The organism is Pseudoclavibacter sp. CFCC 13611 (assembly GCF_008831225.1).
GTDB lineage: Bacteria > Actinomycetota > Actinomycetes > Actinomycetales > Microbacteriaceae > Pseudoclavibacter_A.
The window spans coordinates 392023-418413 of record NZ_WBKE01000001.1 but is presented as its reverse complement, the minus strand read 5'-3'; the positions used below and the strand labels follow the sequence as shown (position 1 = coordinate 418413).

General features: G+C 65.4%; 21 protein-coding genes. 4 read left to right on the top strand and 17 right to left on the bottom strand.

Going from position 1 to position 26391, the window contains the following annotated elements; all coding sequences use genetic code 11:
• Positions 1-347 precede the first annotated feature (347 nt).
• On the top strand, positions 348-1934 hold the full coding sequence (locus F8O08_RS01835; RefSeq protein WP_158042391.1) for an RNase H family protein: 1587 nt from the start codon (positions 348-350) through the stop codon (positions 1932-1934).
• A 21-nt stretch (positions 1935-1955) separates the two neighbouring features.
• On the opposite strand, the gene F8O08_RS01830 is transcribed toward F8O08_RS01835, so the two are convergent.
• Positions 1956-2699, bottom strand: coding sequence for an SDR family NAD(P)-dependent oxidoreductase (locus F8O08_RS01830; protein WP_263970012.1), 744 nt, complete (start codon positions 2697-2699; stop codon positions 1956-1958).
• Positions 2700-3005: 306 nt separating this feature from the next.
• Positions 3006-3797 (bottom strand): SDR family NAD(P)-dependent oxidoreductase, encoded by a 792-nt coding sequence (locus tag F8O08_RS01825; RefSeq protein WP_158042389.1) that lies wholly within the window; start codon positions 3795-3797, stop codon positions 3006-3008.
• Positions 3798-3947: 150 nt separating this feature from the next.
• Here F8O08_RS01825 and F8O08_RS01820 point away from each other — a divergent pair, with 150 nt between their 5' ends.
• Positions 3948-4649, top strand: a complete 702-nt coding sequence (locus tag F8O08_RS01820) for a GntR family transcriptional regulator (protein ID WP_158042388.1) — start codon at positions 3948-3950, stop codon at positions 4647-4649.
• A 65-nt stretch (positions 4650-4714) separates the two neighbouring features.
• On the opposite strand, the gene F8O08_RS01815 is transcribed toward F8O08_RS01820, so the two are convergent.
• The 3 genes from F8O08_RS01815 to F8O08_RS01805 form a co-directional block, all read right to left on the bottom strand.
• Entirely contained in the window at positions 4715-6124 is a 1410-nt protein-coding gene (locus F8O08_RS01815; protein ID WP_158042387.1) for an MFS transporter, read from the bottom strand.
• A gap of 69 nt (positions 6125-6193) precedes the next feature.
• Positions 6194-7525, bottom strand: a complete 1332-nt coding sequence (locus tag F8O08_RS01810; protein WP_158042386.1) for an MFS transporter — start codon at positions 7523-7525, stop codon at positions 6194-6196.
• A gap of 108 nt (positions 7526-7633) precedes the next feature.
• A complete protein-coding gene (locus tag F8O08_RS01805) occupies positions 7634-8158 on the bottom strand; it encodes a VOC family protein (RefSeq protein ID WP_158042385.1) in 525 nt (174 codons plus the stop codon).
• 197 nt (positions 8159-8355) lie between these two features.
• On the opposite strand from F8O08_RS01805, the gene F8O08_RS01800 reads away from it, so the two are divergent.
• Positions 8356-10617 carry a thiamine pyrophosphate-dependent enzyme gene (locus F8O08_RS01800; RefSeq protein WP_158042384.1) on the top strand — a complete coding sequence of 754 codons (2262 nt, stop codon included), beginning with the start codon at positions 8356-8358 and terminating at the stop codon, positions 10615-10617.
• Positions 10614-12074 (top strand): dihydrolipoamide acetyltransferase family protein, encoded by a 1461-nt coding sequence (locus tag F8O08_RS01795; protein WP_225733529.1) that lies wholly within the window; start codon positions 10614-10616, stop codon positions 12072-12074. The genes F8O08_RS01800 and F8O08_RS01795 overlap by 4 nt, the downstream gene beginning before the upstream one ends.
• A 253-nt stretch (positions 12075-12327) precedes the next feature.
• On the opposite strand, the gene F8O08_RS01790 is transcribed toward F8O08_RS01795, so the two are convergent.
• The 12 genes from F8O08_RS01790 to F8O08_RS01735 all read right to left on the bottom strand — a co-directional run bounded on the left by F8O08_RS01790 (position 12328) and on the right by F8O08_RS01735 (position 26350).
• Entirely contained in the window at positions 12328-13842 is a 1515-nt protein-coding gene (locus F8O08_RS01790) for a GntP family permease (protein WP_158042383.1), read from the bottom strand.
• Between the two features lie 523 nt (positions 13843-14365).
• A complete protein-coding gene (locus F8O08_RS01785) occupies positions 14366-15886 on the bottom strand; it encodes a CoA-acylating methylmalonate-semialdehyde dehydrogenase (protein ID WP_158042382.1) in 1521 nt (506 codons plus the stop codon).
• Positions 15887-15983: 97 nt separating this feature from the next.
• Positions 15984-17057, bottom strand: coding sequence for a Gfo/Idh/MocA family protein (locus tag F8O08_RS01780; protein WP_158042381.1), 1074 nt, complete (start codon positions 17055-17057; stop codon positions 15984-15986).
• Positions 17054-17932 carry a sugar phosphate isomerase/epimerase family protein gene (locus F8O08_RS01775; RefSeq protein ID WP_158042380.1) on the bottom strand — a complete coding sequence of 293 codons (879 nt, stop codon included), beginning with the start codon at positions 17930-17932 and terminating at the stop codon, positions 17054-17056. Before F8O08_RS01775 ends, F8O08_RS01780 begins: the two co-directional genes overlap by 4 nt.
• The gene (locus F8O08_RS01770) at positions 17929-18960 is read right to left on the bottom strand and encodes a Gfo/Idh/MocA family oxidoreductase (protein WP_158042379.1); all 1032 of its coding nucleotides are present in this window, start codon (positions 18958-18960) and stop codon (positions 17929-17931) included. The genes F8O08_RS01775 and F8O08_RS01770 overlap by 4 nt, the downstream gene beginning before the upstream one ends.
• Entirely contained in the window at positions 18957-19739 is a 783-nt protein-coding gene (locus tag F8O08_RS01765) for an SDR family oxidoreductase (protein ID WP_158042378.1), read from the bottom strand. The genes F8O08_RS01770 and F8O08_RS01765 overlap by 4 nt, the downstream gene beginning before the upstream one ends.
• Complete coding sequence (locus tag F8O08_RS01760; RefSeq protein ID WP_158042377.1) at positions 19736-20854, bottom strand: Gfo/Idh/MocA family oxidoreductase; 1119 nt, start codon at positions 20852-20854, stop codon at positions 19736-19738. The genes F8O08_RS01765 and F8O08_RS01760 overlap by 4 nt, the downstream gene beginning before the upstream one ends.
• Positions 20847-21863 carry an ATP-binding cassette domain-containing protein gene (locus F8O08_RS01755; protein WP_158042376.1) on the bottom strand — a complete coding sequence of 339 codons (1017 nt, stop codon included), beginning with the start codon at positions 21861-21863 and terminating at the stop codon, positions 20847-20849. Before F8O08_RS01755 ends, F8O08_RS01760 begins: the two co-directional genes overlap by 8 nt.
• Complete coding sequence (locus tag F8O08_RS01750; protein WP_158030780.1) at positions 21860-22939, bottom strand: ABC transporter permease; 1080 nt, start codon at positions 22937-22939, stop codon at positions 21860-21862. Before F8O08_RS01750 ends, F8O08_RS01755 begins: the two co-directional genes overlap by 4 nt.
• A gap of 35 nt (positions 22940-22974) precedes the next feature.
• A complete protein-coding gene (locus F8O08_RS01745) occupies positions 22975-24006 on the bottom strand; it encodes a substrate-binding domain-containing protein (RefSeq protein WP_158042375.1) in 1032 nt (343 codons plus the stop codon).
• 141 nt (positions 24007-24147) lie between these two features.
• Positions 24148-25098: an NAD(P)-dependent oxidoreductase gene (locus tag F8O08_RS01740; RefSeq protein WP_158042374.1), complete on the bottom strand. Its 951-nt coding sequence runs from the start codon at positions 25096-25098 to the stop codon at positions 24148-24150.
• Positions 25091-26350, bottom strand: coding sequence for a Gfo/Idh/MocA family protein (locus tag F8O08_RS01735; protein ID WP_158038429.1), 1260 nt, complete (start codon positions 26348-26350; stop codon positions 25091-25093). The genes F8O08_RS01740 and F8O08_RS01735 overlap by 8 nt, the downstream gene beginning before the upstream one ends.
• Positions 26351-26391 lie beyond the last annotated feature (41 nt).

Genomic DNA, 26391 nt, shown 5'->3' with positions numbered 1-26391 from the left:
TTTTCGTGTGGAGTTTGCACAGATTCAGCCGCAGTTCGGCCGCCTCGCTCGGGGCTGTCTGTGCGGTCCTGTACGGATCGCCCGAGCTCGGAGCCCGAGGTTGAAACTGAATCGACAGAAGCGGGGCAGTCGAGTACTCAGGAACCGCTCACGCCCCCGCAGACACGGTTCTGATAAGCGATTTTTGTGGTTCTGCGCGCCGATTCCCACAAAAGGTGCAGATCGTGCATCGATAGCCGCAGGCTGCGACGAACAGATCGCAGACGTCGCGCGAGACGCCGACAGCCGTCAGGCCTCCGCAGCACCTACACGCACGCATCCGCACGCACCCGACTACTGTTAAGGCGATGAGACCCAAGAAGACCAGCGCTGCCGGCCAGAGCATCACTGTCTACACCGACGCCTCATTCGATCCGAACGAGAAGCGCGGCGTGTACGGCTGGGTCAGCCCATGCTCCGACAACCAACAGCCCGATCACTGGGTCGGCATGCGCAAGGCTCCGTCGGTGAACCAGCTTGAAGTGCTCGCAGCGATCGCTGCAGTGATGGCGCACCCAGATGCGCACGACGTCACTCTCTATACCGACAGCCACGCTGTGATCGTTGCGTTCGAGAAGGCCTCGCGCTCTGAGACGGTCAAAGGTGTGCCGTCTGCGCGCGTGGAAGCTCTGCACGAAGTGCTGCAGCATGTCAGCGTCGACGTGCGCAAAGTGGCCGCGCACACCACTGACTACTGGAACAACGTCATCGACCGCGTCGTGCGCGCAGTGATGCGCCGGCTCGAGGTCGAGGCCGATCAGGTACACCTTCCCAAGCAGGATGTCGTGCAGGCGGCCCTCGACGAAGCACGCCGCACCTCGAACGAGACCGCACGCAAGGCCGAGCGGGATGCTGCCGAACAGGCTGCGAAATCCGCCGCCGCCGAGGCTCAGCAGCATGAGGATGAGAAGGCCGATCGGTTCGTCAGGTCGGGGCTGGAGTCCCAGCCAGGTCTGGCCCCGGTGTCGGCTGCGGCCGACTCAGCCACGCACCTCACCGCCGCCTTGTCAGCCGAGCTGCTTGCGGCATCCGCTGCCGAGCGTGCAGTGCCCGACTACCTGGCCCCCACATCGGCTGGCGCACTCAGTCCGCTGTTCGGGGCCGGTGCCGAAGTCGCAGCCGAACTCGCCGCTGCCGGCCTGGGCGAGGGTCACGGCGATGGTGACGCCGATTCGACGGATGCTGCAGACGAGACCGAAGAGACTTGGTCGGATCCGTTCGCGGTTCCAGTTCAGACCAGACGCTCGGTCGATGCGCGGTCTGCACGTCAACGACCTGCGAGCGCACCTATCGCCTCGGATCTGGCTTCGACCCCAGCTGCGGCACCCATCAACTCGATCTTCGACTTGGTCGCCGAGGCGAGCTCGGCCGCAGATTCTGCCGAGGCTGCTGCATCGCACGTCGACGAGGCTGACGTCGCACTCTTCGACACCGCAGATGCCGACGGAGGGTCGTTCGGCCCAGGACAGTTCGGCACGGGACAGTTCGACACGGGTCAGTTCGACGCGGGCCAGTTCGACGCCAGATCGTTCGACATCGGCGCCGCAGCAGCCGCACCGCTCGATTCTGCGGACTCACAGGCGGCACGATTCGCATCCGGTGAATTCGAGACCACTGATTTCGGGATCTTCTCTTCAGAGGCCTCTGCAGAGCCGACCATGACCTACTCGAGTGCGGCTCCGGCGACTCGGGAGGACGACCTGCTTCAGCATCCTGCGTCAGCTCGTTCGAACGATCTGGGCCGCCCGACCGACGCCGATGTCTTCAGCGTGCCGAGGTCGAGCGACCCGTTCGTGCTGCTCGATCAGCTGCAACTCGAGAATCAGCAGCTGCGGCACGAGCATGCGGTGCTTCGTGAGGCGCTCGAGATCATGCTGCGCGACCGGCGCGCGTGACGATGCGGCACCGAACCAGAATCACCCAGCCATAAACAGTCCGCCATTGACGTGCAAAGTCTCGCCAGTGATGAAACTCGCCGCATCGCTGGCCAAAAAGGCCACAGCTCGAGCGACTTCCATCGGCTCGCCGTTTCGTCGCAACGGGGTGTCGCGCAGCATCGCTTCTCCACGGTCTTTGACGAGATCCCCTACCATCGGTGTCATGATCGTGCCCGGGGAGACCGCGTTCACTCGCACCTCTGGGCCGAGTTCCAACGCCAGACTGCGCGTCAAAGCGATGATTCCGGCCTTGCTCGCCGCGTAATGGGCGTGAAGTCGGCTGCCTCTATGCCCAGCGACAGAGGCGAAGAGCACGATCGCAGCACGATCGCCCAACGATGGCAAGGCGCGGCGCACAAGAGTGAACACGCCGTCGAGATTGATCGACATCACCTGTCGCCATTCTTCATCGGTCATCTCGGCGACGGCCCGGCGCGGGTAGATTCCCGCGGCAGGTACAAGCACGTCAATACCTCCGAACTGCTCGGTGACGACGTCGACCAAGTGCTGAGCTGACTCCGGATCCGCCCCGTTGTAGGGCACCGTCAGCACTGTCCCGCTGCCCTGAGGCAGCGCGCTGACTGCAGCGTCGAGCGCCTCGACGCTGAGATCGGCAAGTGCCAGGTCAGCCCCTGCCTGACGAAAGAGCTTCGCCAGCTCCCGCCCGATACCTCCAGCGGCACCGGTGATGATCACACGACGCCCGGTGAAGTCGAACGTCACCTCACGCGAGTTCTCACCCGAAGAGTCGTCCTGAGCGGTGCGTCTTCCATGAGCCTGCGCCGAGGCTGGCATTTCATCGACGAGTCTTGGCTCAGGTGCAGTACTGCGGTCGTCTGAACCGCTCGGTGCGCCGACGCCGCCTGTTGGGTCTTGGAAGTTCTCGTTGTCCTGATCTGCAGAATCATGCATAATGCGTCTCGTCTCTCATCTCATTGTTCTCATTCGTCACGGCCCGCGGTGATCCCACCGGAGCAAGCCACTGACTTCGATCGTTTGTTTCGAGTTATTGGTGCTCAGCGCAGCAGCTCAGTACCAGTCGCCATCGACGGTCAGCCCGCCATCGGCGACGATGCTCTGGCCGGTGATGAAGGAGGCACGCGGCGACAGAAGAAAATCGATGACCTCGCAGATCTCAGAGGGCTCACCGAGACGTCCCATGGGTGTGCGGGCCACAATGCGATCAACCCGCAGTTTGCCCTGCTCGATCAGCCCGTCTGTGAGCGCGGTTCGGATGTACCCCGGTGCCACTGCATTGACGCGAATGCCAGCGCGCGCCCATTCGACGGCAAGGGCTCGCGTCAGTCCCTCGATGCCGGCTTTACCTGCACAGTATGCGGCGCGCTGCGGCATTCCCGTCTGCGCGGCAACCGAAGAAAGGTTGACGATCGCAGCCCGCGGAGACTCCGAGAGCAGTCGGTACGCGGCACGTGAAGAACGCTGAGACCCATTGATATGAATGTCGATCAGTGAGCAGAACTGGGTGTCCGAGATCTCATCGCTGGGCGCGGGGCGAGAGACTCCAGCGCAGTTGACTACAGCGTCCAGCCGACCCTCGATGTGAGCGATGGAGTCGTACGCTGCGGTGATCGATGCGTCATCGGTGACGTCAGTCTGCACGCCACGAGCAGCCTCACCGAGTTCGGCACAGGCTTGCTTCAGCCCGTCCGGGTTCAGGTCCAACAGCACTGCCCGACCGCCTTCAGCCGCCCAACGCTGAGCGACGGCGAAGCCGATACCGGATGCTCCCCCAGTAATCGCCACCACCGGCGCTTCATCCGAGGCGTGTGTGGTGCTTGTGTCCTGGCTGTTCTCGTTCATATCGTTTCTCCTATCGTCTTCATTCTGAGAAGCTGTCAGCATCCGCATCGACGAGCCATGACCTCGCTGACGAGACGGTCAGGCAGTTTCGACCTGCCGCCCGGTGGCGTGCGATCAAAGCTCGACCGACTCATCGGATAAGCTGCTGAAATGCCATCGCCTGATTCGACGCACGATGACCTTGCGTCTGCCGCCGAACGTGAGACTCTCGCACCCGTTACGAGCGTGCGCGCAGTCGACGCGCTGCGCACGGCGATTCTCGACGGACAGTTCATCCCCGGTGAGCGGCTCACTCAAGAGCGACTCGCCGACTTCATCGGATCGAGCCGCGTGCCTGTCCGGGAGGCGCTGAAGACTCTGTCCACCGAAGGCCTCATCACTCTCGTCGAGCACACCGGGGCATGGGTGACGGCGCTGTCGCGCGAGGAATGCACCGAGGTCTACCGTGTGCGCGAGCGCATCGAACCGCTGCTGCTCGAAGCCTCGATGCTTCACCTCAGCGACGAGGACGTCCACACGCTCGACGATATGCGTCGAGACATCGACGCCGAACCCGATCTCAACAAGGTGGTCATCAAAGATCGAGCATTTCACTTCATGACGTATTCGCGCGGAGGCGGCACGTTTCTGCGCGAGACCGTACAGCGGCTGTGGAACACCACCCAGTTCTATCGGCGCCGGTTCATCGAGCAGCAGTCGAACCCCGGGCGTGACATGATCTCTCATGAGCACACTTTGCTGCTCGACGCGATCCGACGCCGTGACGTGCACAGCGCCTCACAGCTGCTTGAGCTGCACATTCGTCGCACACGACTCGCGTTGCAGGTCGCCGACGACATCTTTGAGGCGTGAGCAGGCGTTCCCCGGCGGTATGCCTCCCGCGGAACGCCTGCCCTCACCAACGTGTTCACGCTCGCTCAGGCCTCTTTCGCTGCCCCGGCAGCCTCCAGACCGCCTTCGGCCTGGATTACATCGTCATCGGCAAGATTAATGCCCTTGGTCTCAGGCATGATCCAAGCGGCGAAGAAAGCGAGCACACACAGTGCCGCGACATAGATCTGGAAGATCCAAGGCTGACCGACTGAGGTGAACCATGTGTTCAGGTACGGAGCCGTACCGCCGAAGAGCGCCACCGACAGAGAGGTGGCGAATCCGACGCCCGCCGCACGCGTACGTGTGCTGACCAGTTCCGACATCAGCGCCGGGTACATCCCCGCTGCACATGCCCACAGCAGCATGCCGATCGCCTGCGAGACGAAGAGAGTCCACGACGCCTGACCAAGCAGTGCATGTATCGGGAAGACGAGCGCTGCTGACCCGAGCCCGAACGTCATCATCATTGGGCGACGACCGATGCGGTCTGAGAGACGGCCCGCGAAGGGCAGGAAGCAGACGGTAACCAGCTGTGCCAGAAGGCTTGCGATGAACGCACCGTTGGCATCCATGCCGTGTGAAGAGATCGCGTACGACGAAGCGAAGGTACCCCACGTGTAGTACCAGGCATTCTGTCCGGCGGACAGCATCAGCACCAGACCGCCGAAACGCAGGATCAGACGACGACGCCTGCGCCGCTCGGCGTCGCTGACCTGCTCGGTTTCGACGGCGGCTGACTCAGCTGTGTCGGGCTCGAGTTCGATCGTCTCCGCGGCGTTGCGTCGCAGGAACAACGCATACACACCAAGCAGCGCCCCGATCACGAATGCGACTCGCCACCCCCACGCACCCACTGCATCCTTCGGCAGGATGCCGGTGATGAGCGCAGCGAGCAGCGTCGCAGTCATCACTCCCACGGTGACCGCGGTGAAGACTGAACTCGCCCAGAAGCCGCGCTTCTCGCGTGGAGCGATCTCGGCGATGTAGGCATACGAGGTACCTGCCTCACCTCCGTGCGCAAGCCCCTGCATCAGACGAGCTGCCAGCAGCAGCACCGACGACCAGACGCCAATAGCGGTATAAGAGGGAATCAGAGCGATGACCAGACTGCCTGCAGCCATCGTCATCATCGTGGCGACCAGCGAGAACTTGCGCCCCTTGCGGTCGGCAAGGCGTCCGAAGACCAACCCGCCGATGGGCCGGGCCAAGAACCCGCCTGCGAACACCAGCAGCGTCGACAGCAATGCCGAGGTCGGATCACCGGAGTCGAAGAACGACGCAGCGATGTATGTCGAGAAAAGCGCGTAGAGCGTCCAGTCGAACCATTCGAGCAGGTTACCGACGATGGCAGCGCGCAGCGAGCGCAGTTTGCCTGCGCGATCGAGATCGCGAATGCCGACGTGGTCAGCCTGAGACGAAGGCGAGTCACTGTCCGTCTGATCGAGGGATGTCATCAGAGTTCCTGTCTTTCTGTGTGGGGGATTGACGAGACCGGCACGATACCGGCCTGCAGTCAGGAGTGATTAGAGCTTGAGTTTGTTGAGATCGGCACCCTTGGTCTCTGGGAAGAACAGGGTCGCGACGAACGACACGACGCACAGCGTCATGACGTACACCGAGAACATCCATCCTGCGCCGAGAGACACAAAGAGCTGGTTCAGGTAGGGTGCGGTGCCGCCGAACAGGGCGACCGAGATCGAATAGGCGAATCCAATGCCGCGGCTGCGCACGTAGGTGGGAAAGTTCTCGGCTTGAATAGCGGGATAGATCGACTGGCACATCGCCCACATCACCAGTGAGGCGGCGACCGGCAATGCCAGCGTCCAAGGCGCAGCCCCGACCATGAGCGTCAGCGGAATCGTGGTGACGAACGCGAGCACGGCGAAGCCGAACATCATCGGTTTGCGGCCGATGCGGTCTGAGAGCTTCCCCATCAGCGGCATCGACGCCAAGCACACGAGCTGGCCGACCATCGTCGCCCAGAAGGCGGCGTCTGCCTGCATCCCTCGCTCTTTAATGGCGAACGTCGTCATATACGTCATCCAGACGTAGTTCACGCAGGTCAGCCCTGAGGTGAATGCGATCATGCGCAACGTGATCAGAGTGATCTTCTTGCGACTGAGCTTCTGCGGGGCATCGGCATTCTGGTGAGCGTCGAAGACATCACTCTCATGCATACTGCGTCGCATCCACAAGACCACGATGGCCATGGCACCGCCCAGCAGGAACGGAATGCGCCAGCCGTACGTCGCCATCGCTTCCTCCCCCAGCCACGTCGTCAGCACGGCACTGATGAGGAAGGCGAGCACGCTGCCACCGATGATCGAGACTCCCGACACCGACCCCCATTGGCCGCGCTTTCCGGCTGGAGCGATCTCGGCCACATAGGTCGTCGACGCACTCGACTCACCGCCATGCGCGAACCCCTGCAGACACCGCAGCAGCAGCAGGAGCACTGAGGCGGCCACACCGATCGTGGCAAACCCCGGAGTGAGCCCGATGGCGAAGCACGCCGCCGCCATCAGCAGCATGGTGATCAGCAGAATCGCCTTGCGCCCGATGCGATCGCCGAGCCATCCGAAAAAGATCCCCCCGACCGGGCGCATGAGAAACCCGACGGCAAACACGGCGAAGACGGCGAGAAGTCCCGATGCGGGGTTGCTCGAGTCGAACATCGCAGCCGCGATGAACGGCGACATCACCGAATAGGCGCTCCACTCGTACCACTCCAGGATGTTGCCTGCCGTGCTCGAGACCAGCGAGCGACGCCGCTGCTGGTGACTGACCGCAGGCGTGTCGATAGCGATTCCTGGTCCAGGTGGCGTATCTGCACTCTGGGAAAGCGAGGTATTCATCGTTGAATGTTCCTTTTTATTCTGGAGGGGGATGCTGTGGGGGCACAGACATCCGTTCTGAAGCCCGATCCGGTCGAGCATCGCTTGAGAATTTAAGACTTCGAACGCTCAGCGCTCTGGATGACGGGTATCCCACAGCAGCGTCTCGCTGGAGCGCTCATACGCTTTGCCCTGAGGAAAGCTCACCAGTTCGAATTGCATGCCCCAGGGTGAGAGAAAGTAAACCCATCGCTGGCCGGTGCTCGCACCGGAGCTTGCGGTGGGTTCGTCAAGCACACGCACGCCCCGACCATGCAGATACGCGACGGCATCATCGAGGTCATCGACGTAGAACGCCAAGTGATGGCCGCCGATGTCGCTGTTCATCGGCTGTCGCTGCGGCGGTTCAGCAGGTTCGTATTCGAATACCTCAAAGTTCGTTCCGAAGCCGCAGCGGTAGAAGCGCAGTTCGCGCATGACTGTTCGCGGGTGCACATTCAAGTGCGTCTGCATCCAGTCATCATCGCTCTGGAACGGACCCAGGGTATAGACGTGCTCGCAGCCGATCACGTCGACGAAGAACTCATGGGCCTGTTCGAGGTCGGGCACGGTGAAACCGATGTGATCGGTTCCCCGCAGTCGTGGAAGCGCCATTGCCTTCACCTTTCTCTCGCTCGGCTAGCGTAATGGATACAACTCTCGTGTCAATTCCTCAAATAAAGCGAATATGATTCACATTCAGGTTGCATTGGATCCAATCAGGTCTCTACAGTGAGTTTCCAGTTCTGATTCGCAACGGTCGAGAATTCATCGACCACACCACGCATGCACTGTCAAAGGAGAAAGTGACGATGCCCAAGACTGTCAATCTCAGACCCGCCGTGCCATGGGTCGAGCTGCGCGCGACCGCGAAAGACTGGGACGAAGCCGACCCACAGCTGCTGCGCGACATGCTCGCACAGATGCATCTCATCCGCGCGTTCGAAGAGAGCGTGCTCGACCTCGCCAGTCAGGGCCTCGTCCACGGCCCCGCACACTCCAGCATCGGCCAGGAGGGCGGTGCCGTCGGTTCGATCACCGGCCTGCGCTCGAGTGACGGCATCAACGGCTCGCACCGCGGCCACCACCAGTTTCTCGCCAAGGCTCTGCGTCACGTGCATCGCGGCGCGTACGACCTCGGCGCCATCGTCGACGACACGACGCAGGACGTACTGCAGCGCACGCTCGCCGAGATCCTCGGTCTGGCGCAGGGGTACTGCAAAGGCCGCGGAGGCTCCATGCACCTGCAGTGGCACGAGGCCGGGGCGCTCGGCACCAATGCGATCGTCGGCGGCGGGGTGCCGCTGGGCGCGGGCAACGCCTGGGCGCAGCGACATGCAGGCACCGACGATGTGACGTTCACCTACTTCGGCGATGGAGCCACGAACATCGGCTCGGTCCTCGAGTCGATGAACCTCACCGCCGCCTGGGACATCCCCCTCGCGTTCTTCATCGAGAACAACGGCTACGCCGTGTCGACCAACGTCGACGAGGTCACCGGCGAGTCGCGACTCAGCGGACGTGGCCCGGGCTTCGGCATTCCCTCATGGCGCGTCGACGGCATGGATCCGCTCGCCGTGCACCTCGCGACCGAAGCCGCCCTCGACCACATGCGCGCGGGCAAAGGGCCGGTCGTCATCGAAGCGCTCGTCTATCGGTTCTTCCATCAGAACGGCCCCTACCCCGGCAGCGCGTTCGGCTACCGCACCAAAGCCGAAGAGGCCGAATGGCGCGAGCGCGACCCGCTTGAGAAGGTCGCTCTCGAAGCGATCAAGCGCGACGTCTTCACTCGTGAGCAGGTTGATCAGGTGCGCGCACAGGCGCAGGATGCGATGCGTGCGGCCGTCTCAGCTCTCACCGAGGCCGATCCCGAGTCGCAGACGGGAGCGCTTCGAATTCGTCCGGAGCTCTGGCCCGAGCCCGGCTTCGTCGACGTCGGCGTGCGCGGAGACCTCAGCGAGATCGCCGACGCACGCACGCTCGATCCGGTGGCGCTCGGCGTTCCCGCGACGGGCATCCGCACCAATGCAGATGCCGACACCGCAGCGACCAGCCCGGCCGACGCAGCGCAGCCGGAGACCAAGACGATGAAGTTCGTCGACGCAGTGGCCAAGGTCATGGAGCGGCGCATGGAGACCGATGACCGCATCATCGTGCTCGGCGAAGACGTGCATCGGCTCAACGGCGGCACCAACGGCGCGACCAAAGGGCTCACGAAGCGCTTCGACGGCCGTGTGCTCGGCACTCCGATCTCAGAGAACGCATTCGCAGGCCTCGCCGGCGGCGTCGCCCTCGACGGGCGCTTTCGACCGGTCGTCGAGTTCATGTACCCGGACTTTCTGTGGGTGGCGGCCGACCAGGTGTTCAACCAGATCGGCAAGGCGCGCCACATGTTCGGCGGGCACAGCGCAGTGCCGCTCGTGCTGCGCACCAAGATCGCGATGGGGTCGGGGTACGGCTCACAGCATCTGATGGATCCGGCAGGCATCTTCGCCACCGCACCCGGCTGGCGCGTGATCGCCGCATCGACGCCTGCGGACTACGTGGGGCTGATGAACGCAGCCCTCGCGATCGACGACCCGGTCGTCGTGATCGAGCACGTCGACCTCTATGCGCAGAAGGGCGAGGTGCTGGTCGACGACTGGGACTACCAGCTGCCCTTCGGCAAGGCCGCAGTGCGCCGCGAAGGCTCAGAGGTCACCGTGCTGTCGTACCTCTCCATGGTGCAGCACTGCCTCGACGCAGTCGACGAGACCGGGATCGACGGCGAGGTCATCGACCTGCGCTGGCTCGACCGAGCGAGCATCGACTGGCAGACCATCGAGGCCAGCGTGAAGAAGACCGGTGCCGTGCTCATCGTCGAGCAGGGCGCTCAGGGCACCTCGTACGGCGGCTGGCTGGCCGACGAGATTCAGCGCCGTCTGTTCGACTGGCTCGATCAGCCGGTGCAGCGCGTGACCGGCAGCGAGGCGAGCCCGAGCATCTCCAAGGTGCTCGAGCGCGCGGCGATCGCCGGACACGAAGAAGTCGTCGCCGGCCTCGAACAGGTGCGCGCGCAGTTCGGAGGTCGATGATGCCGACGACCGTGAACATGCCCGAGGTGCTCGCCGGAGCAGCCGAGGCGTCGATCAACGAGTGGTTCAAGCAGGTCGGAGACACCGTCGAGGTCGGGCAGCCGCTCGCCGAGATCGAGACCGAGAAGGCCGTCGTCGAGTACGAGGCAGAAGAGGCCGGCACGGTCGCACGGCTCCTGGTCGAGCCCGGTGAGACGGTGACCGTGGGCACCCCCATGCTGCTGCTCGCCCTGCCCGGCGAAGATGTTGATGCAGTGGGCGGTGGCGCTGATGAGGCAGACGGCGCAGATGCAGAGGCACAGGCCGATGCACCTGCACCTGCACCTGCTGATGCTGATGCTGATGCTGATGCTGATGCTGATGCTGATGCTGATGCTGACGGTGCCGCAGACGCAGACCTCTCCGAGACACCGTCGAGCGCTCAGGCCCCAGCGGTTCGCGAGCCTGCGGCGGCAGCGCCGAGCGACCGGGCCCACGAGGCCGATGCGCACACGAACGGCTCGCGCCGATTCGCGAGCCCGTTGGCTCGCAGACTGGCCCGCGAGCGCGGCATCGACCTGAACCGCGTCGAGCCGACCGGCCCAGGCGGACGCATCGTGCGTCGCGACATCGATCGCGCTCATGCAGCTGCCGCTCCGACGCATCCCGAGACGTCCGCAGGCGATGCCGCGGGCGCGACCCAGCATCCCCACGCTGTGCCTGCACCACCGGTAGTCACGAACCCGGTGCAGCGCACATCTCCGTCAGCCGGAGAGGTGCCGGACGGCGCCACGGCCATTCCCCTCACCGGGATGCGCCGCGCCATCGCCCGTCGCCTCACCGAGAGCAAGACGCAGGTGCCCCACTTCTACATCGATGTGGAATGTCGGGTCGACCGGCTGCTCGCGCTGCGCGCCGAACTCAACGAGACGATCGCAGGTGACGACCGTGCGCGACGCGTCTCGGTCAACGACTTGATCGTCAAGGCGGCGGCGCTCGCGCTGCGCGACGTTCCAGAGGCACACGTGCTGTGGGACGGCGACCGGCTGCTCACCTTCGATCGGGTGGATGTCGCAGTTGCGGTGGCGATCGACGGCGGCCTGGTGACTCCGGTCGTTCGCGGTGTCGACCAGCTGAGCGTCGGAGCCGTGCACGAGCAGGTGCGCGGGTTCGCGGAGCAGGCGCGAGCCGGCCGCACCTCACCCGCTGATCTGGTCGGCGGCACGCTCGCCGTGTCGAACCTCGGCATGTACGGCACCAAGCGGTTCAGTGCGATTCTGAACCCCCCGCAGTCGGCGATCATCGCTGTCGGCGCCGCGTACCGCAAGCCCCTGATCGTCGACGATCAGATCGAGATCGGCACCGTCATCGAGTGCACGTTCTCAATAGACCACCGCGCCATCGACGGCGCGGTTGCAGCCCAGCTGAGCGCCGCCTTCCAGCGGCGGATCGAATCCCCCCTATCGATTCTGGGCTGAAAGGTCGATGGCACCGAGCTGCTGATTCCCCTCCGGCTCGGTGCCGTCGATCGCCCCTGCTGTGCATGGTTTTACCCCGTGCGCACGGTTTTGCACAAATGCGTACGGTTCTACCCGAATGTGCACCGTTCCGCCCGAATGCGCACCGTTCCGCTCTGATCAGGGTGATCTCGACGGAACTGTGTACATCTGAGCGGAACCGTGTGCGCGCCACCCACGACGACGCCCCGCCATCCTCAGCGCAGCATCCCCGCTATCCCGGCAGCCCCACGATCAGGCTGAGCGCGAAGGTCACGACCAGGCCGATCAGTCCCACGATCGTCTGCACCACGGTGATCGTCTTGAACGTCTCGCCCATGGTCATGCCGAACGACTCTTTCACCAGCCAGAAGCCAGCGTGGTTCGCATAGTTGAAGAAGATCGAGCCCGAGCCGATGGCAACCACGAGCAGCGCCAGGTTGACGGTCGGGTCAGCCGCGGCGAGCGGTGCCACCAGACCGGAGGCACCGACGATTCCCACGGTCGCCGAACCAGTCGACACCGAGAGCAGCGCGGCAATCACCCACCCCAATACGACCGCCGACAGCGCCCAGTTCGACGCCATATGCATGATCGCGTCGCCCACTCCTGAGGCGATGAGCACCTTGTTGAAGGCTCCGCCGCCGGCGATGATCAGCAGGATGCCTGCGATCGGCTTCAGCGACGAACCGAGCCACTTGCGCAGCTGCTCTGGCTTTGTGCCTCGACCGTAGCCGAGCATCACCAGTGCGACGAGCACCCCGATCAGCATTGCGACCACCGGGTTGCCGACGAAGCCGGCGACCTTGCCGGTCACAGAGTCGTTGCTCAGCAGCGTCGCAGTGAGCGTGCGAAACAGCATGAGCACCACAGGGATGAGCGTCGCTACGATCGCGACCACGAACGAGACCGGATGCTGCTCGGGTTGCGCGACCGGCGCATCCTCATGATCTTTGGTGACGTTCGCCACGCCACCGGCCGCGTCACCAGTCGCACGTTTCGACGCGCTGGCTGACCCACCGACATGCGCTTCGACGGTCTGGGCTGCGGAGGTCTGGGCGGTGCCGGTGAACTGCTCGACGAGGGCGGCATCCGGGCGGATGTGCAGCCGAGGAGCGACGAACCGCGCGTAGACCGGACCGGCGAGAATCACAGCGGGCACAGCGGCGATGAGCCCGTAGATCATGGTGAGCCCGAGATCTGCGCCGATGGTCGAGATCGCGGTCAGCGGGCCGGGATGCGGCGGAACCATTCCGTGCAGCGCAGACAGGGATGCGATGGCCGGGATGGCCACCCAGGCGAACCCCGAGCCTTTGAGCCGCCCGGCGCGCTCGATGCGCAGCGCGATCGAGAACAGCAGCGGCAGCAGCATGACCAGTCCGACTTCGAAGAACATCGGGATGCCGATGACGAACGCTGCGATCGCCACGAGCCACGGAGCTGCGCGGCCGGTGTGTTCTCCGATCACGATCTGCGCGATGCGGTCGGTGGCGCCCGAGTCAGAGAGCAGGCGACCGAGCATCGCGCCTAGAGCAACTACGAGCCCCACGTTGCCGAAGGTGTTGCCTGCGCCATCTTCGATCGCGTCGATCAGGTCACCGGTGCTGAGCCCGGCGACGAGTCCAACGGCGACTGAAGTGACCAGCAGGGCAAGGAACGGGTGCATTCGCAGTTTGCTGGTGATGAGCGCGATCAGCATCAGCACGCCGCCGAGCGCGGTGCACAGCAGCAGGATGTCGTGGCCTGACATGTGTCTCCTCATTGAGTCTGAAACCGGTGAACACGCACCGGCCAGTCACGAGGTCGTGCGGCCCACGGCCAAAGATACTCCCGTTTCTTCGCTCAGGGTAGGGTCACGGCCGGTGCGCTCGGCGATCGGCGCGCGGACAGCATCCTCCATATTCAGCACAGCACAGCACAGCACAGCACAGCACAGGGCACGGTTGCAGCAGCGCATGGTTGCTGCAGCGCACGGTTCCGCTGAATGTGTACGGTTCCGCCGAGATCACCTCGATCTGAGCAGAACCCCGGACATCTGAGCGGAACCTCGTACATCTCAGTAGAACCGTGTACGCCTGTGCGCAACCGTGCACATGTGGGCAGAACAGGAAGCCCTCGCAGTCAACGTGATCGGCACAGGCAGAACCGTGATCGGCACCGGCGGAACCGCGTACATCTCAGTAGAACCGTGCACATCTGAGCGGAACCGTGCACATCTGAGCGGAACCGTGTACACCTGAGCGGAACCGTGCACAGGCGCCCCCGGCCCGCTCTCAGTCGTTCTGCGGGAACCCCAGGTTGATCCCGCCGTGGCTCGGGTCAAGCCACCGCGACGTCACGGCCTTAGTCTGCGTGTAGAACCGCACGCCCTCGGCGCCATGCGCCTTGGTATCGCCGAAGAGCGACTGCTTCCACCCGCCGAACGAGAAGGTCGCCACCGGCACCGGAATCGGCACGTTGATGCCGATCATGCCGACCTGCACCTCGCGCTGGAAGCGCCGCGCCGCACCTCCGTCGTTGGTGAACACCGCCGTGCCGTTGCCGAAGGCTCCCGAGTTGATCAGCTCGATGCCCTCTTCGAACGATGACACCCGCACGATCGCCAGCACCGGCCCGAAGATCTCTTCGGTGTAGGCGCGCGAGGAGGTCGGCACCTTGTCGAGCAGCGTCGGCCCGAGCCAGAACCCGTTCGCATCGCCGTCAGGATTCACGTCGCGACCGTCCACCTCGACGACCGCGCCGTCGCCCGCCGCGATGTCGATGTACGACGCCACCTTGTCGCGGTGTGCTTTGGTCACCAGCGGCCCCATGTCGCAGCCGCGTCTGCCGTCGCCGATGCGCAGCTTCGCAATGCGCTCTTTGATGCGGCTCACCACGTCGTCACCGACCGGGTCAACGGCGACCAGCACCGAGATCGCCATGCAGCGCTCGCCGGCCGAGCCGAACCCGGCGTTGATGGCAGCATCCGCGACCAGGTCGAGGTCGGCGTCGGGCAGCACCAGCATGTGGTTCTTGGCCCCGCCGAGCGCCTGCACACGCTTGCCGTGCGCCGTGCCGGTCTCGTAGACGTACTGCGCGATCGGCGTCGAGCCGACGAATGAGATCGCCTTCACGTCAGGGTGCGTGAGCAGGCCGTCGACCGACACCTTGTCGCCGTGCAGCACGTTGAACACACCGTCGGGCAGGCCGGCCTCCTTCCACAGCTCGGCCATCCAGATCGACGCCGAGGGATCTTTCTCGCTCGGCTTCACCACGACCGTGTTGCCAGCCGCGATCGCGATCGGGAAGAACCACGACGGCACCATCGCGGGAAAGTTGAACGGGCTGATGATGCCGACCACGCCGAGCGGCTCGCGAATCGAGTACACGTCGATGCCGGACGACACCTGGTCAGAGAACTCGCCCTTCAGGTGGTGCGCGAGGCCCGTGGCGAACTCCACCACCTCCTGCCCGCGGCTGATCTCGCCGAGGGCGTCGTCGATCACCTTGCCGTGCTCGCTGGTGATGATCTCGGCCAGTTCGCCCTTGCGCTCGTTCAGCAGCTCGCGAAAGCGAAAGAGCACGGCCTGCCGACGCGCGAGCGACAGCTGGCTCCAGGCGGGGAACGCCGTCTGCGCCGAAGCCACCGCAGCGTCGATCTCGGTCTGCGTGGCGAGCGGCACCTGCTTCGTCGCGACGCCCAGCGCGGGGTCGTAGACAGGAGACGTGCGCGCGCCGGGCTGCTCGACTGCGTGGCCGTCGTACCAGTGCGGCACGGTGGGCAGGTCGGTGTGGGTCTCGGTCTGTGCATTCATCGGTGGATGCCTTTCTCTTTCGATCGTTGTGTGTCGGCCCGCGATGAACGAGCCAGGCGAAGACGTGCGATGTTCGTGTCAGGGTGGCGCTGAAAACTCATGCGGATGCCGTGTCGAGGGCGCCCGCACGCAGCGGCAGGCCGGTGGCGCGGTACACCTCGTCGATCAGACGCATCACCTCGCGCGAGCGGGCGAGCTCGTCGCCGTCACGCCGATTCGCCGCGTGCTCGACACGCACCGTATCGAGCTGGAACGCGTAGGTGTGTCTCGTGCCCGCGTGCGTGATGTGCTCGCCGGCATCATCGGTGATGATGACTCGGTCGTCGACCTCGGGCATCAGAAAGCGGGGCACGCGCGCGGTGCCGCGCTCGCCGTGCACCGTGATGCTGAAGTCGAATCCGTCGCCATGCTCGCCGCCGCCCGCGTTGAGCACGTCGTCGGCCATGCTGGCCTCGATGTGCACGGGCAGCTCGCCGAATGAGAGCTCTGCCGTCACCCGCTGATCGACCCTGGGGTCGAGTCTCCAGACGTCGGCGCTCGCACGCCGCACCCGTCCATGTGCGAGCCCGTCGCTGTCGAGGCCCTGCCCGAGCGCCTCGGCCAGCCGCTGCGAGGCGTGCAGCGCGTAGCATCCGACGTCCATGAGTGCGCCGCCTGCGAGATCGAAGCTCCAGCGTGGGTCGTCTTCGGCAGGCTCGGGCATGTGCATATGCACGTCGAGTCCGGTGACTCGCCCAAGACGACCTGCGCCGACCTGCGCCAGCAGGTCGCCGAAGAGCGGATGGAACCGATAGTGCCATGCCTCCCAGAGCCATCCGGAGGAGTCTCTGAGCACCTCGGCCACCTGATCGAACTCGTCGAGATTCGCGGCGAACGGCTTCTCGAGCAGCACGCTCTTGCCCGCTTTGAGCGCGCGAACGGCCCATTGCGCGTGCAAAGCGTTCGGCAGGCCGATGTAGACGAGATCGACGTCGGGCCGAGCGAGCAGCTCGTCATAGGTCGCAGCCACATCCTGCCACCCGTGCGTGTCTGCGTACGCCCGCGCACGCTCCGGGTCGCGGGCGGCGACGGCGACCAGCGCATCCCCGGTCTCTTGGGCCGGATCGCTCACAGCGGTGACCGTGATCCGAGCCGCGCCGATCGACCCTATGCGCAGCGGCTTCGCACTCATGGTCGATCCAGGCTGCGCAGGAACTCGATGCTCTCGGCGACGTCGGCGACCGCTGCGTGAACGGCTTCGACGTCTGGCAGCACAGTGTCCTGCTCCATCGTGTACCACCCCTGATAGCCCTGGTCTTCGAGCACGTGCACGATGTCGCCGATGCGTGCATCGCCCTGCCCGAGCGGCCGGTACATGCCCTGCACGACGGCCTCATAGTAGGTCAGATCGCCATCGCGCACGCGCTGCGCCATCGCGTTGTCGACGTCTTTGAGATGCGTGTGGCGAATGCGGTCACCATGCTCACGAGCCAGCTGCAGCGGGTCGGTGCCGCCGATGAACAGGTGCCCGGTGTCGAGAGTGAGCCCGATCGTCGACCGTTCGAGCACACGCTCGACGTCGTCGCGGTTCTCGATCAGCGTGCCGACGTGCGGATGCAGCGTCGCCGTGATGCCGCGCGACTCGGCGGCCTCACGAGCGCGGTCGAGGTTCGCGAAGAAGACGTCCCACTGATCGTCGTCGAGCTGCACGCGCTCGTCATAGCCGTCTTCGCCGCTCACCGCACTGTAGATGACGGTGGTGGCGCCGGCGGCGACGTAGGCGTCGAGCTCGGCCTCGATCTCGGGCAGCGGGTCGTGGTCGGCTTTGTGCAGCACCAGCGGGAAGAACCCGCCGACGGCCTTCAGCCCGCAGCCGCTCAACACCTGAGCCCGCTCTGCGGGAGCCTGCGGCAGAAAGCCCTCGGGGCCGAACTCAGTCGCTGCGACGCCCAGACGACGCATGTCGCCGAGCACTTGATCGGGGTTAAGCTGGTAGCCCCAGTCGGGCACTTCGCATACTCCCCATGAGATCGGGGCTGCGGCGATGCGGTCGGTGATGGTCGTCATTCTGGGTCTCCTGATTCGGGGGATGCTGTGGTGGCTGTAGTGGGGACGGCCTGCCAGCCGCCGGTTTCGCGCGAGCGCAGCACCGCTTCGGTGAGCCGAGCCGCGACGAGCCCGTCAGAGCTGCCGGGGCCGGCGACGGGGTGCTCCGGAGCGTCGCGAATCGCGTTCGCCCAGTGCTGCAGTTCGATGCGGTAGGCCTCGGCGAAACGGGGGCGCCAGTCTGCGGCGAGGTCATGCCGCACCCCGCCGCCTCGACGCTGCACTGCGGTGACCGGCGTGGTGAGTTCGAGGGTGCCGAGTTCGCCGACCGCTTCGCAGCGCACCTCGTAGCCGTAGACGGCGTTGGCCGTCACCTCGACGGTGACCAGTGCGCCGTTGCGCAGACGCAGCAGGGTCACCTGCGGGTCTGCGTAGTGCACTCTCGTCGATTCCCGCGCCGCGAGCCAGAGCACCTCGACAACCGGTGAGTCGAGCAGCCAGGGCATCACGTCGAGTTCGTGCACCAGCGAGTTCACGATGGTTGCGGTGGCGTCCCATCCCGCAGGCATCGACACGTTGCGGTGCACGGCGTGCGCGAGCAGGGCCGCCCCGATCTCGCCAGCGGCGATGCGCCGACGCAGGTCGGTGTATGACGGATCGAACCGTCGCATGAACCCCACCTGCACGAGGGGTCGTCCGGCCGCCTGCTCGGCAGCGACGATCGCCTCGCATTCGGCGACGGTCGGCGCCAGCGGCTTCTCGCAGAGCACCGGCAGCCCAGCGGCGATGGCCGCGAGCGTGAGCTCTGCATGGGTGCGATCGGCGGATGCGATGATGACCCCGTCAAGAGTTCCGCCTGCGATGAGGTCGAGTGCGTCGCCGCTCGCAACGGCTCCGATGGGTTCGGCCACCGCACTGGCGCGGTCGAGGTCGATGTCGGCGACCGCGGCGATGCGTGCCCCCGACACTGATTCGGTGATGGTCTTCACGTGATCGGCGCCCATGACCCCGGTTCCGATCACGCCGATTCGTAGTTGCTGATCGCTCATTCGTAGCCTCCGATGACGTTCTGATCCCAGTCGATGACCGACCCGGTCACGACCCCGCTGCGTTCGCTCAGCAGAAACACGATCGCATCTGCGATCTCGTCCGGCTGGCCGAGACGGCCCATCGGCTGCGCGGCTGCGGCACTCTTCTGCCAGCCCTCCTCACCACCGTGAAAGGCGCGCTGAATGGCGTCTTCGCCCGGAGTCTGCGCCCAGCCGATGTTCAGCCCGTTGATGCGAATGCGGTCGAACCGATGCGCGAACGCAGCGTTCTTCGTCGCCGCAGCCAGACCGCCCTTCGAAGCCACGTAGGGCGCGAGATAGGGCTGCCCCGCGTGGCTCGAGATCGAGATCACGTTCACGATCGTGCCTGGTTCGCCACGTCGACGCAGGTCGTCGATGGTGCGGGCCATCGCGAAGAACGGCGAGGCGAGGTTGAGCTGCAGATGCTGCTGCAGCAGCTCGTGTGTGGTGTCGGTGATCGTGCCGCGGGTGGTGAGCCCGGCTGCGTTCACCAGACTGTCGATCCGGCCCCAGCGTTCGATGGTCTCGGCCACCGAGCGCTCGGCTTCGCCCGGCTGCAGCAGATCTGCCGAAATCATCAGCGCCTCCGCGCCATGCCGTTCGATCTCGTCCAGCACTGGTTTGGCCTTCTCAGCGTGACGGCCCACGATGGCGACCCCGCGCGCTCCTTCGCGAGCGGCAGCCACGGCGGTCGCGCCGCCGATGCCCTGTGTGCCGCCGGTGACGAGGACGACTCTGTCCTGCAGCAGATTCTTCATACGTGTGCCTCTCTGGTGAGTGGGATGGGCCCGGCAGCATCAAGTTCAGAGGGGGCATCGACCTCAGCGGCGGGGTCCACTTCGTTGACGGTGACCACGCGGCCCTCTTCCAGGCTGCGCTGAGCGGCGACTGCGAGCGCGAGCGCCTGGCGTCCGTCGTCGAAGCCGGGCGAGAACGGCAGCCCCTCGCGTGCTGCGGTGACGAAGCTCTGCAGCTCGGCACGGTAGGCGGACTCATACCGAGTCAGAAAGAACTCCTCCCACGCCGAGCCCTGGTCGGTGCCCGCTGCAGTGTCGAGGCGCACCCGTGAGGTGCGGTGGTTCTCGACCCGAAGCGTGCCGTCTTGGCCGAAGACCTCGATGCGCTGGTCGTAGCCCGAGGCGCTGTGTCTCGAGTTCACGATCAGCACCTGCACGCCGCTGGCCGAGGTCAGTGTGGTCATCGCCGTGTCCAGATCACCGACCGCACGAGCGCCGTCGTCGAAGAGCGCACCTCCCGATGCACTGACCGAGACGATCTCACCCACCAGGTTCCGGGCCATGTCGAAGTCATGGATCGTCATGTCGCGAAAGATGCCTCCCGAAACCGCCAAGTACTCCTGCGGCGGCGGCGCAGGGTCGCGACTGGTGATCACGACCTGTTCGATGCGACCGATCTCTCCTGCTTCGGCACCCCCCATGCGGCGCCGAAGCTCGGCGAAGTCGGGGTCGAAGCGCCGGTTGAACCCGACCATCACACGGGCCGCAGCCGGCCCCAGGCGGCGCGCAGCGGCATCCACCGAGGCCAAATCGAGATGCAGCGGCTTCTCGCAGAGCACACGGCGACCGGTCTCGACCACACGCTCGATGAACTCCAGGTGCGTCGGCGTCGGCGTGCCGACCACGACCGCGTCGACGCCGTCGTCGGCCAGCACCTCTTCGAGAGTGCCCGCGGCACGGGCGCCGTTCGCCGCAGCGACCCGCTCGGCCGCGGCGGGCACGGCATCCTGCACCCACCGCAGCTCGATGTCGGGCAGGGCCGCCGCCGCTGCGGCGTGCACCTGACCGATGCGGCCGGCCCCGAGCACGGCCAGGCCGAGCGGTCGGCCCTGCTCGATGGCACGGGCCTCACCCATGACGACCGCCTTCTGCGCCGTGGCCGTGGTCGGCCGCAGCGGTCTGCGACTCGTCGATGATCGTCGTCGGGCGGGTCACGGTGAGATGCGGCACGTCGACCGTCGAGTCCTCTTCAATGTCGTCGCGAATCGTGCGCAGCACACCGGTGTCGGTGTCGGTCTGCGCCAGCTCGTGCACCAGCTCTTCGAGCTCGGCGCCGCCGGCCATCATGCTGGTCAGCTCGTCGAGGGTGACCTCGTTCTTGCGGTAGTAGCCGATGCTGCGGCCGCGCTTGAGCAGCAGGAACCGGTCGCCGACCGGGTAGGCGTGGTGCGGGTTGTGCGTGATGAAGACCACGCCAAGCCCGCGCTCGCGCGCCTGGATGATGTAGCGCAGCACCACACCCGACTGCTTGACGCCCAGGGCGGCCGTCGGCTCGTCGAGAATGAGCACCTTCGCACCGAAGTGCACGGCGCGGGCGATCGCGACGCACTGACGCTCGCCACCCGAAAGCGTGCCGATCGGCTGGTCGACGTCGCGCAGGTCGATGCCCATGTCGAGCAGCTCCTGCTTCGTCGTGCGCTTCATGTGCTCGACGTCGAGGCGGCGGAACGGCCCCCACCCCTTCGTGACCTCCGACCCGAGAAAGAAGTTGCGCCACACCGGCATGAGCGGCGCGACGGCCAGATCCTGGTAGACCGTGGCGATGCCGAGGTCGAGCGCTTGGCGCGGTGACGCCAAGTGCACCGGGTCACCTTCGACCGAGAAGACGCCGTCGTCGTGCTTGTGCAGCCCGGCGATGATCTTGATCAGCGTCGATTTGCCTGCGCCGTTGTCGCCCAGCACGCAGGTCACCTCGCCTGCGCCGACTTCGAGGTCGATGCCCTGCAGCGCGATGATGTTGCCATAGCGTTTGCCGACGTCTTCGAGCTTCACGAGCGGCGTGTGCCCGCCCGCCTGAGCGCGCGTGCCTGTCGCGGACGCGGTGGTCGCCGTGGTCGAGGCCGTGGTGGTTGCGGTCGTGTTCATTTCTTTCCTCCGCCTTTCGCAGCGCGACGCTGCAGCATGAGGTTCAGCACGGTGGCGCCGAGCAGCATGGCGCCGAGGAAGAACTTCAGCCAGTCTGGATTCCATTCGGCATACACGACGCCTTTGAGCGCCATGCCGTAGATCAGTGCGCCGATGGCGCCGCCGATGGCGCTGCCCGCACCACCGGTCATCAGGCAGCCGCCGACGACGGCCGCAATGATGTAGAGAAACTCGTTGCCGATGCCCTCACCCGACTGCACGGTCTTGAACGCGAACAGCTGGTGCATGCCCAGCAGCCAGGCGCAGAAGCCGACGCCCATGTAGAGCATGATCTTCGTGCGAGCGACCGGAACGCCGACCGCACGAGAGGCATCAGGTGCGCCACCGCTCGAGAAGATCCAGTTGCCGCCCTTGGTGCGCTTCAGCAGCCACGTGGCGACGACGACCAGCAGAATCCAGTAGAAGACCGTGATCTTCACGTTCACGCCGAAGACCGGAATGTCAGAGGCGAAGACCGCCTCGGCCGAGTCGAACCCCGGCAGGCCCTGCACCGACGGAGTGGCGACTCCGCCGGTGATGAGCCTGGTGACACCGAGGTTCAGACCGGTCAGCATGAAGAACGTGGCCAGCGTGATGATGAAGCTGGCCAGCTTCGTCTTGGTCAGCAGCCACCCGTTCAGGGCACCCACCGCCAGTGAGAAGACGAGGCCGAAGACGACGCCCAGCCAGACATTCGTGCCGAACCAGTAGGTGAACAGCGAGGCGCTGAGCGCACTGCTGATCACGCCGACGCCGGCCGACAGGTCGACCTCGCCGCCGATCATCAGCAGCGAGACTCCGACGGCCATGATGCCGACCGTCGAGGCGCCGTAGAGCACCGTGGCGATCGACGACGGCTGCGTGAACGTCTGAGAGACCGAGGCGAACAGGATGAACAGTACGACGGCTGCCGATCCGGCCCCGAACTCAGGCTTCGAGAAAATGCGTACGAACACGCTTGATCGGGCGACACGTTCGTCTTTGCCCGGGGTGGGGCCGGTCTTCGCCGGCCCCACCGCAGTGGTCGAGGTGGTCATGATGTGCTCCTCAGCTTCAGAATGAATCGGGCAGACTAGCGTGTGCCGTTCTTGGCGAACTCTGCGACTGCGTCGGCATCGTCCTTCGTCAGGATGTTCGGGCCGGTGTAGACCGGTTTGCCGCCGCCGATCGTGTTGCCATTGGTCTTCTGCAGCCAGATGTTCTCAACGCTCAAGTACCCCTGCAGGTACGGCTGCTGATCGACGATGAAGGCGAGTCGGCCGTCCTGCAGCGCGGTGATGGCGTCGGCGCTCATGTCGAAGGTCGCGACTTTGGCACTGCTGCCTGCGCTCTGCACGGAGTCCAGTGTGCTCATGGCGATCGGAGCGGCCAGGGCCATCACGTAGTCGATGTCGGTCGTGGTCTGCAGCTTCGAGGTGATGGTCGACGCAGAGCTGGCCATGTCGGCGATGTTCACGTAGATCTGTTCGACCTGCCCGGTGAACGTCGACTTCACGCCCTCACAGCGCTGTTCGAGAGCGATCTGCCCCTGCTCGTGCACGATGCAGAGCACCTTCTTGGCGCCGACCTCGTTGAGCTGCTTGCCCGCCGACTCACCAGCGAGAGTCTCGTTCTGCCCGAAGTGAGCCGAGATGCCCAGATCTGCGAACTGGTTCTCGCCCGCGTTGATCGACACCACGGGGATGCCTGCGGCCACAGCCTCTTTCACTGCGCCGCCCACAGCGTCTGGCTTCGACAGTGCCACGACGATGCCGTCAACTTTCTGGTCGACGGCCTGCTGCACCAGCTGGGCCTGTCGGCTGCCGTCAGGGTCTGACGAGTAGAGCAGTTCGACGTTGTCTTTCGCTGCGGCGGTGTCGCCGCCCTTGCGGACGATGTCCCAGAAGGTATCGCCGGGAGCGGCTGACGTCACCATGGCGATCTTCAGACGGGGTGTGTCGACGTTCGCGCTCTTGGCCCCTGCCGGGCCGGAACACGCCGCTAGGGACACACCGGCGATCACGGCGATCAGCAGCGCGAGCATCCTGCGGATGCCACTGCGTCGCCGACGAGGTGCGGTTGCAGTCGCGCCGGAACTGCCCGGCGTCGTTGTCGTGGTGTTCATGTTGTCCTCACTTCGTTGTGATTCGGTTTCTGTTGCGATTCGATATTCGATTGGTACTGCGGAGTTTCTGGTGTTTCTCGGTTCTGTGATGTCTCTCGGTTCCGTGCGGTGGTTCAGATGCCGTGTCTCACGTTCATGCGTTCACCGGCTGGCATCCACCAGTTCTGCGGCGTTCACCGCGAATTCCGGGCGACCGCCCGCGATCACGGCGGCGACGGCCTGCGCAGCCATGCGGAAGGTCGCTTCGCTGGCCGCGACCGAGAGGCCGGTGACGTGCGGGCTGACCAGCACGTTGTCGCGGTCGAAGACTGGATGATGCGGTGCCGGTTCGCTGGCGAAGACGTCGAGCCCGACGCCGCCGAGCACACCGGCTTCGAGAGCCTCGTCAAGCAGATCGATGTCGACCAGCCCGGCACGTGAGCAGTTGATCAGCACCTGCCCGGGCTTCGCGCTCCACAGCAGATCGCGGTCGAGCAGCGGCCGATCGGTCTCGGGCACATGCAGCGTGAGCACGTCGCTCTCGGCGACCAGCTCGGCGAGCGACCGGTTGGGCAGGTCGTCGGCCTGAATGTACGGGTCGTGCACGCTCACCTCAAAGCCGAGCGCCTGACCGAGCTGTGCGACGATGCGGCCGATACGACCGTAGCCGACCACGCCGAGGCGGCTGCCGAGCAGATCGCCGGGAGTCGGAATGGGTGCGGTGCCCCACTGTCCTGTGCTCACCAGGCGGTGCTCCTGCGGCACACGCTTGACGAGTGCGGCGGCAAGCGTGATCGCTCCCTCGGCCACTGCGCGGGCGTTGCTGCCCGGGGTGATCGCGACCGGGATGCCACGCTCGGTGGCCGCCGCGACATCCACCCGATCGACGCCGACGCCGGTGCGCGCGATGACCTTGAGCGCCGGCATCGCATCCAGCGCCGCACGGTCGACCACGTAGGCCGCACGCACGATCGCACCCTGCGCCTCGGCCAGATCGGCTGCGCTCGGATCGGTCACCAGGCGCACGTCGTCGCCCAGCCATTCGGTCACCAGCGCCGGATCGACCGGGCCGAGGCCCACGACGACCGGCTGCCCACCGTTGATGTCAGCCATGTCGCACCTGCTCTGGAGCGTTCGCGCGAACCGCGACGGTGGTGCTGCCCGCCTCGTCGGGAATCTGCTGCCAGCGGCCGTCGGCGGCGCTCTGCTCGGCGGCTGTGACGACCGAGTTCGCCGCGACCGCATCGTGGATGTTCGAGTTGGCCTGGCCTGCTCCGGTGACGGCCTCGAGGAACTTGCGCGCCTCGATCACTTTGAGGTCGTCGTAGCCCATGGCCGTGCCCGCGCCGGGCTGAAAGTGGCCGAAGTCGCCATAGCCGTCACCGGCGTAGACGGTGGTGTAGCCGAACTCTGCGGCACTACGCCCCAGAGCGACCTCGAGCTCGTTCATGCGCTGGAAGTCCCAGCGCACCGATCCCTCGGTGCCGTAGATCTCAAGGCCGTAGCTGGCGCGCGGACCGACGGCCACGCGAGAGGCCTCGAGTGTGCCGACCGCGTCTGCACCGGCCGCATCGCCGGCGAGGCGAATCAGCATGCCGGCGTAGTCCTCGTTCTCGACGGGCTTCATGACGCCGCCTTCGATCACGGCGAAATGCGTGGCCGAGCCCATCGGCAGCTCCGGGCGCTCTGTGTAGACCGTCTTGGTGACGGCGCTGACCTCGGCGACGGGGCCGACGGTGTAGTGCACCAGGTCGATGAGGTGCCCCATCAGGTCGCCGAGTACGCCCGAGCCGGCGAGACTGCGAATGAACCGCCACGACAGCGCGCCGTTGGGCTCGGCCGAGTAGTCGGCGAACATGCGACCGCGCACGTTGGTGATGCGGCCGAGGGTGCCGTCGGCGACCAGCTGGCGGATGTGCTCGACCACCGGTGCGTGACGGTAGTTGAAGCCGACCGAGGTCACGACGCCGGCGGCGTCTGCGGCCTCGGCCACGCTGCGGGTCTCGTCGACGTTGCGGCCGACCGGCTTCTCGATCCAGAACGGCTTGCCTGCCTTGGCCGCGGCGATGCCCATCTCGGCGTGCAAGAAGTTCGGCGCGCAGATCGAGACCACGTCGACCTCGGGATCGTTGAGCACGTCGTGATAGTCGGTGGTGAACTTCTCGTAGCCCAGCACGTCGTGTGCGTAGGCGGCGCGGTCGGCGGCGGTGTCTGCGGCGTGCACCAGGCGTGGCGAGATGCCGAGCTCCGGGTAGACCAGCGGCAGGTTGCGGTAGGCACGGCTGTGCAGCTTGCCCATCCATCCCACCGAGATCAGGCCGACGCCGATCTGTCGCGGAGGGTTCGTCGTTGGTGTGTCGGTCATTGGTGTGCTCCTCGTCTCTGAGTGCTCAGTGTTCGTCAAAA

What these genes read in the sequence shown, in the direction of transcription:
- F8O08_RS01825 (WP_158042389.1), bottom strand. Translation starts at nt 3,797, where the DNA reads ATGAACGAGAACAGCCAGGACACAAGCACCACACACGCCTCGGATGAA.
- F8O08_RS01775 (WP_158042380.1), bottom strand. Translation starts at nt 17,932, where the DNA reads ATGACGACCATCACCGACCGCATCGCCGCAGCCCCGATCTCATGGGGA.
- F8O08_RS01765 (WP_158042378.1), bottom strand. Translation starts at nt 19,739, where the DNA reads ATGAAGAATCTGCTGCAGGACAGAGTCGTCCTCGTCACCGGCGGCACA.
- F8O08_RS01745 (WP_158042375.1), bottom strand. Translation starts at nt 24,006, where the DNA reads ATGAACACCACGACAACGACGCCGGGCAGTTCCGGCGCGACTGCAACC.
- F8O08_RS01770 (WP_158042379.1), bottom strand. Translation starts at nt 18,960, where the DNA reads ATGAGCGATCAGCAACTACGAATCGGCGTGATCGGAACCGGGGTCATG.
- F8O08_RS01810 (WP_158042386.1), bottom strand. Translation starts at nt 7,525, where the DNA reads ATGAATACCTCGCTTTCCCAGAGTGCAGATACGCCACCTGGACCAGGA.
- F8O08_RS01780 (WP_158042381.1), bottom strand. Translation starts at nt 17,057, where the DNA reads ATGAGTGCGAAGCCGCTGCGCATAGGGTCGATCGGCGCGGCTCGGATC.
- F8O08_RS01820 (WP_158042388.1), top strand. Translation starts at nt 3,948, where the DNA reads ATGCCATCGCCTGATTCGACGCACGATGACCTTGCGTCTGCCGCCGAA.
- F8O08_RS01785 (WP_158042382.1), bottom strand. Translation starts at nt 15,886, where the DNA reads ATGAATGCACAGACCGAGACCCACACCGACCTGCCCACCGTGCCGCAC.
- F8O08_RS01815 (WP_158042387.1), bottom strand. Translation starts at nt 6,124, where the DNA reads ATGACATCCCTCGATCAGACGGACAGTGACTCGCCTTCGTCTCAGGCT.
- F8O08_RS01755 (WP_158042376.1), bottom strand. Translation starts at nt 21,863, where the DNA reads ATGAACACGACCGCAACCACCACGGCCTCGACCACGGCGACCACCGCG.
- F8O08_RS01795 (WP_225733529.1), top strand. Translation starts at nt 10,614, where the DNA reads ATGATGCCGACGACCGTGAACATGCCCGAGGTGCTCGCCGGAGCAGCC.
- F8O08_RS01760 (WP_158042377.1), bottom strand. Translation starts at nt 20,854, where the DNA reads ATGGGTGAGGCCCGTGCCATCGAGCAGGGCCGACCGCTCGGCCTGGCC.
- F8O08_RS01800 (WP_158042384.1), top strand. Translation starts at nt 8,356, where the DNA reads ATGCCCAAGACTGTCAATCTCAGACCCGCCGTGCCATGGGTCGAGCTG.
- F8O08_RS01735 (WP_158038429.1), bottom strand. Translation starts at nt 26,350, where the DNA reads ATGACCGACACACCAACGACGAACCCTCCGCGACAGATCGGCGTCGGC.
- F8O08_RS01835 (WP_158042391.1), top strand. Translation starts at nt 348, where the DNA reads ATGAGACCCAAGAAGACCAGCGCTGCCGGCCAGAGCATCACTGTCTAC.
- F8O08_RS01805 (WP_158042385.1), bottom strand. Translation starts at nt 8,158, where the DNA reads ATGGCGCTTCCACGACTGCGGGGAACCGATCACATCGGTTTCACCGTG.
- F8O08_RS01740 (WP_158042374.1), bottom strand. Translation starts at nt 25,098, where the DNA reads ATGGCTGACATCAACGGTGGGCAGCCGGTCGTCGTGGGCCTCGGCCCG.
- F8O08_RS01790 (WP_158042383.1), bottom strand. Translation starts at nt 13,842, where the DNA reads ATGTCAGGCCACGACATCCTGCTGCTGTGCACCGCGCTCGGCGGCGTG.
- F8O08_RS01750 (WP_158030780.1), bottom strand. Translation starts at nt 22,939, where the DNA reads ATGACCACCTCGACCACTGCGGTGGGGCCGGCGAAGACCGGCCCCACC.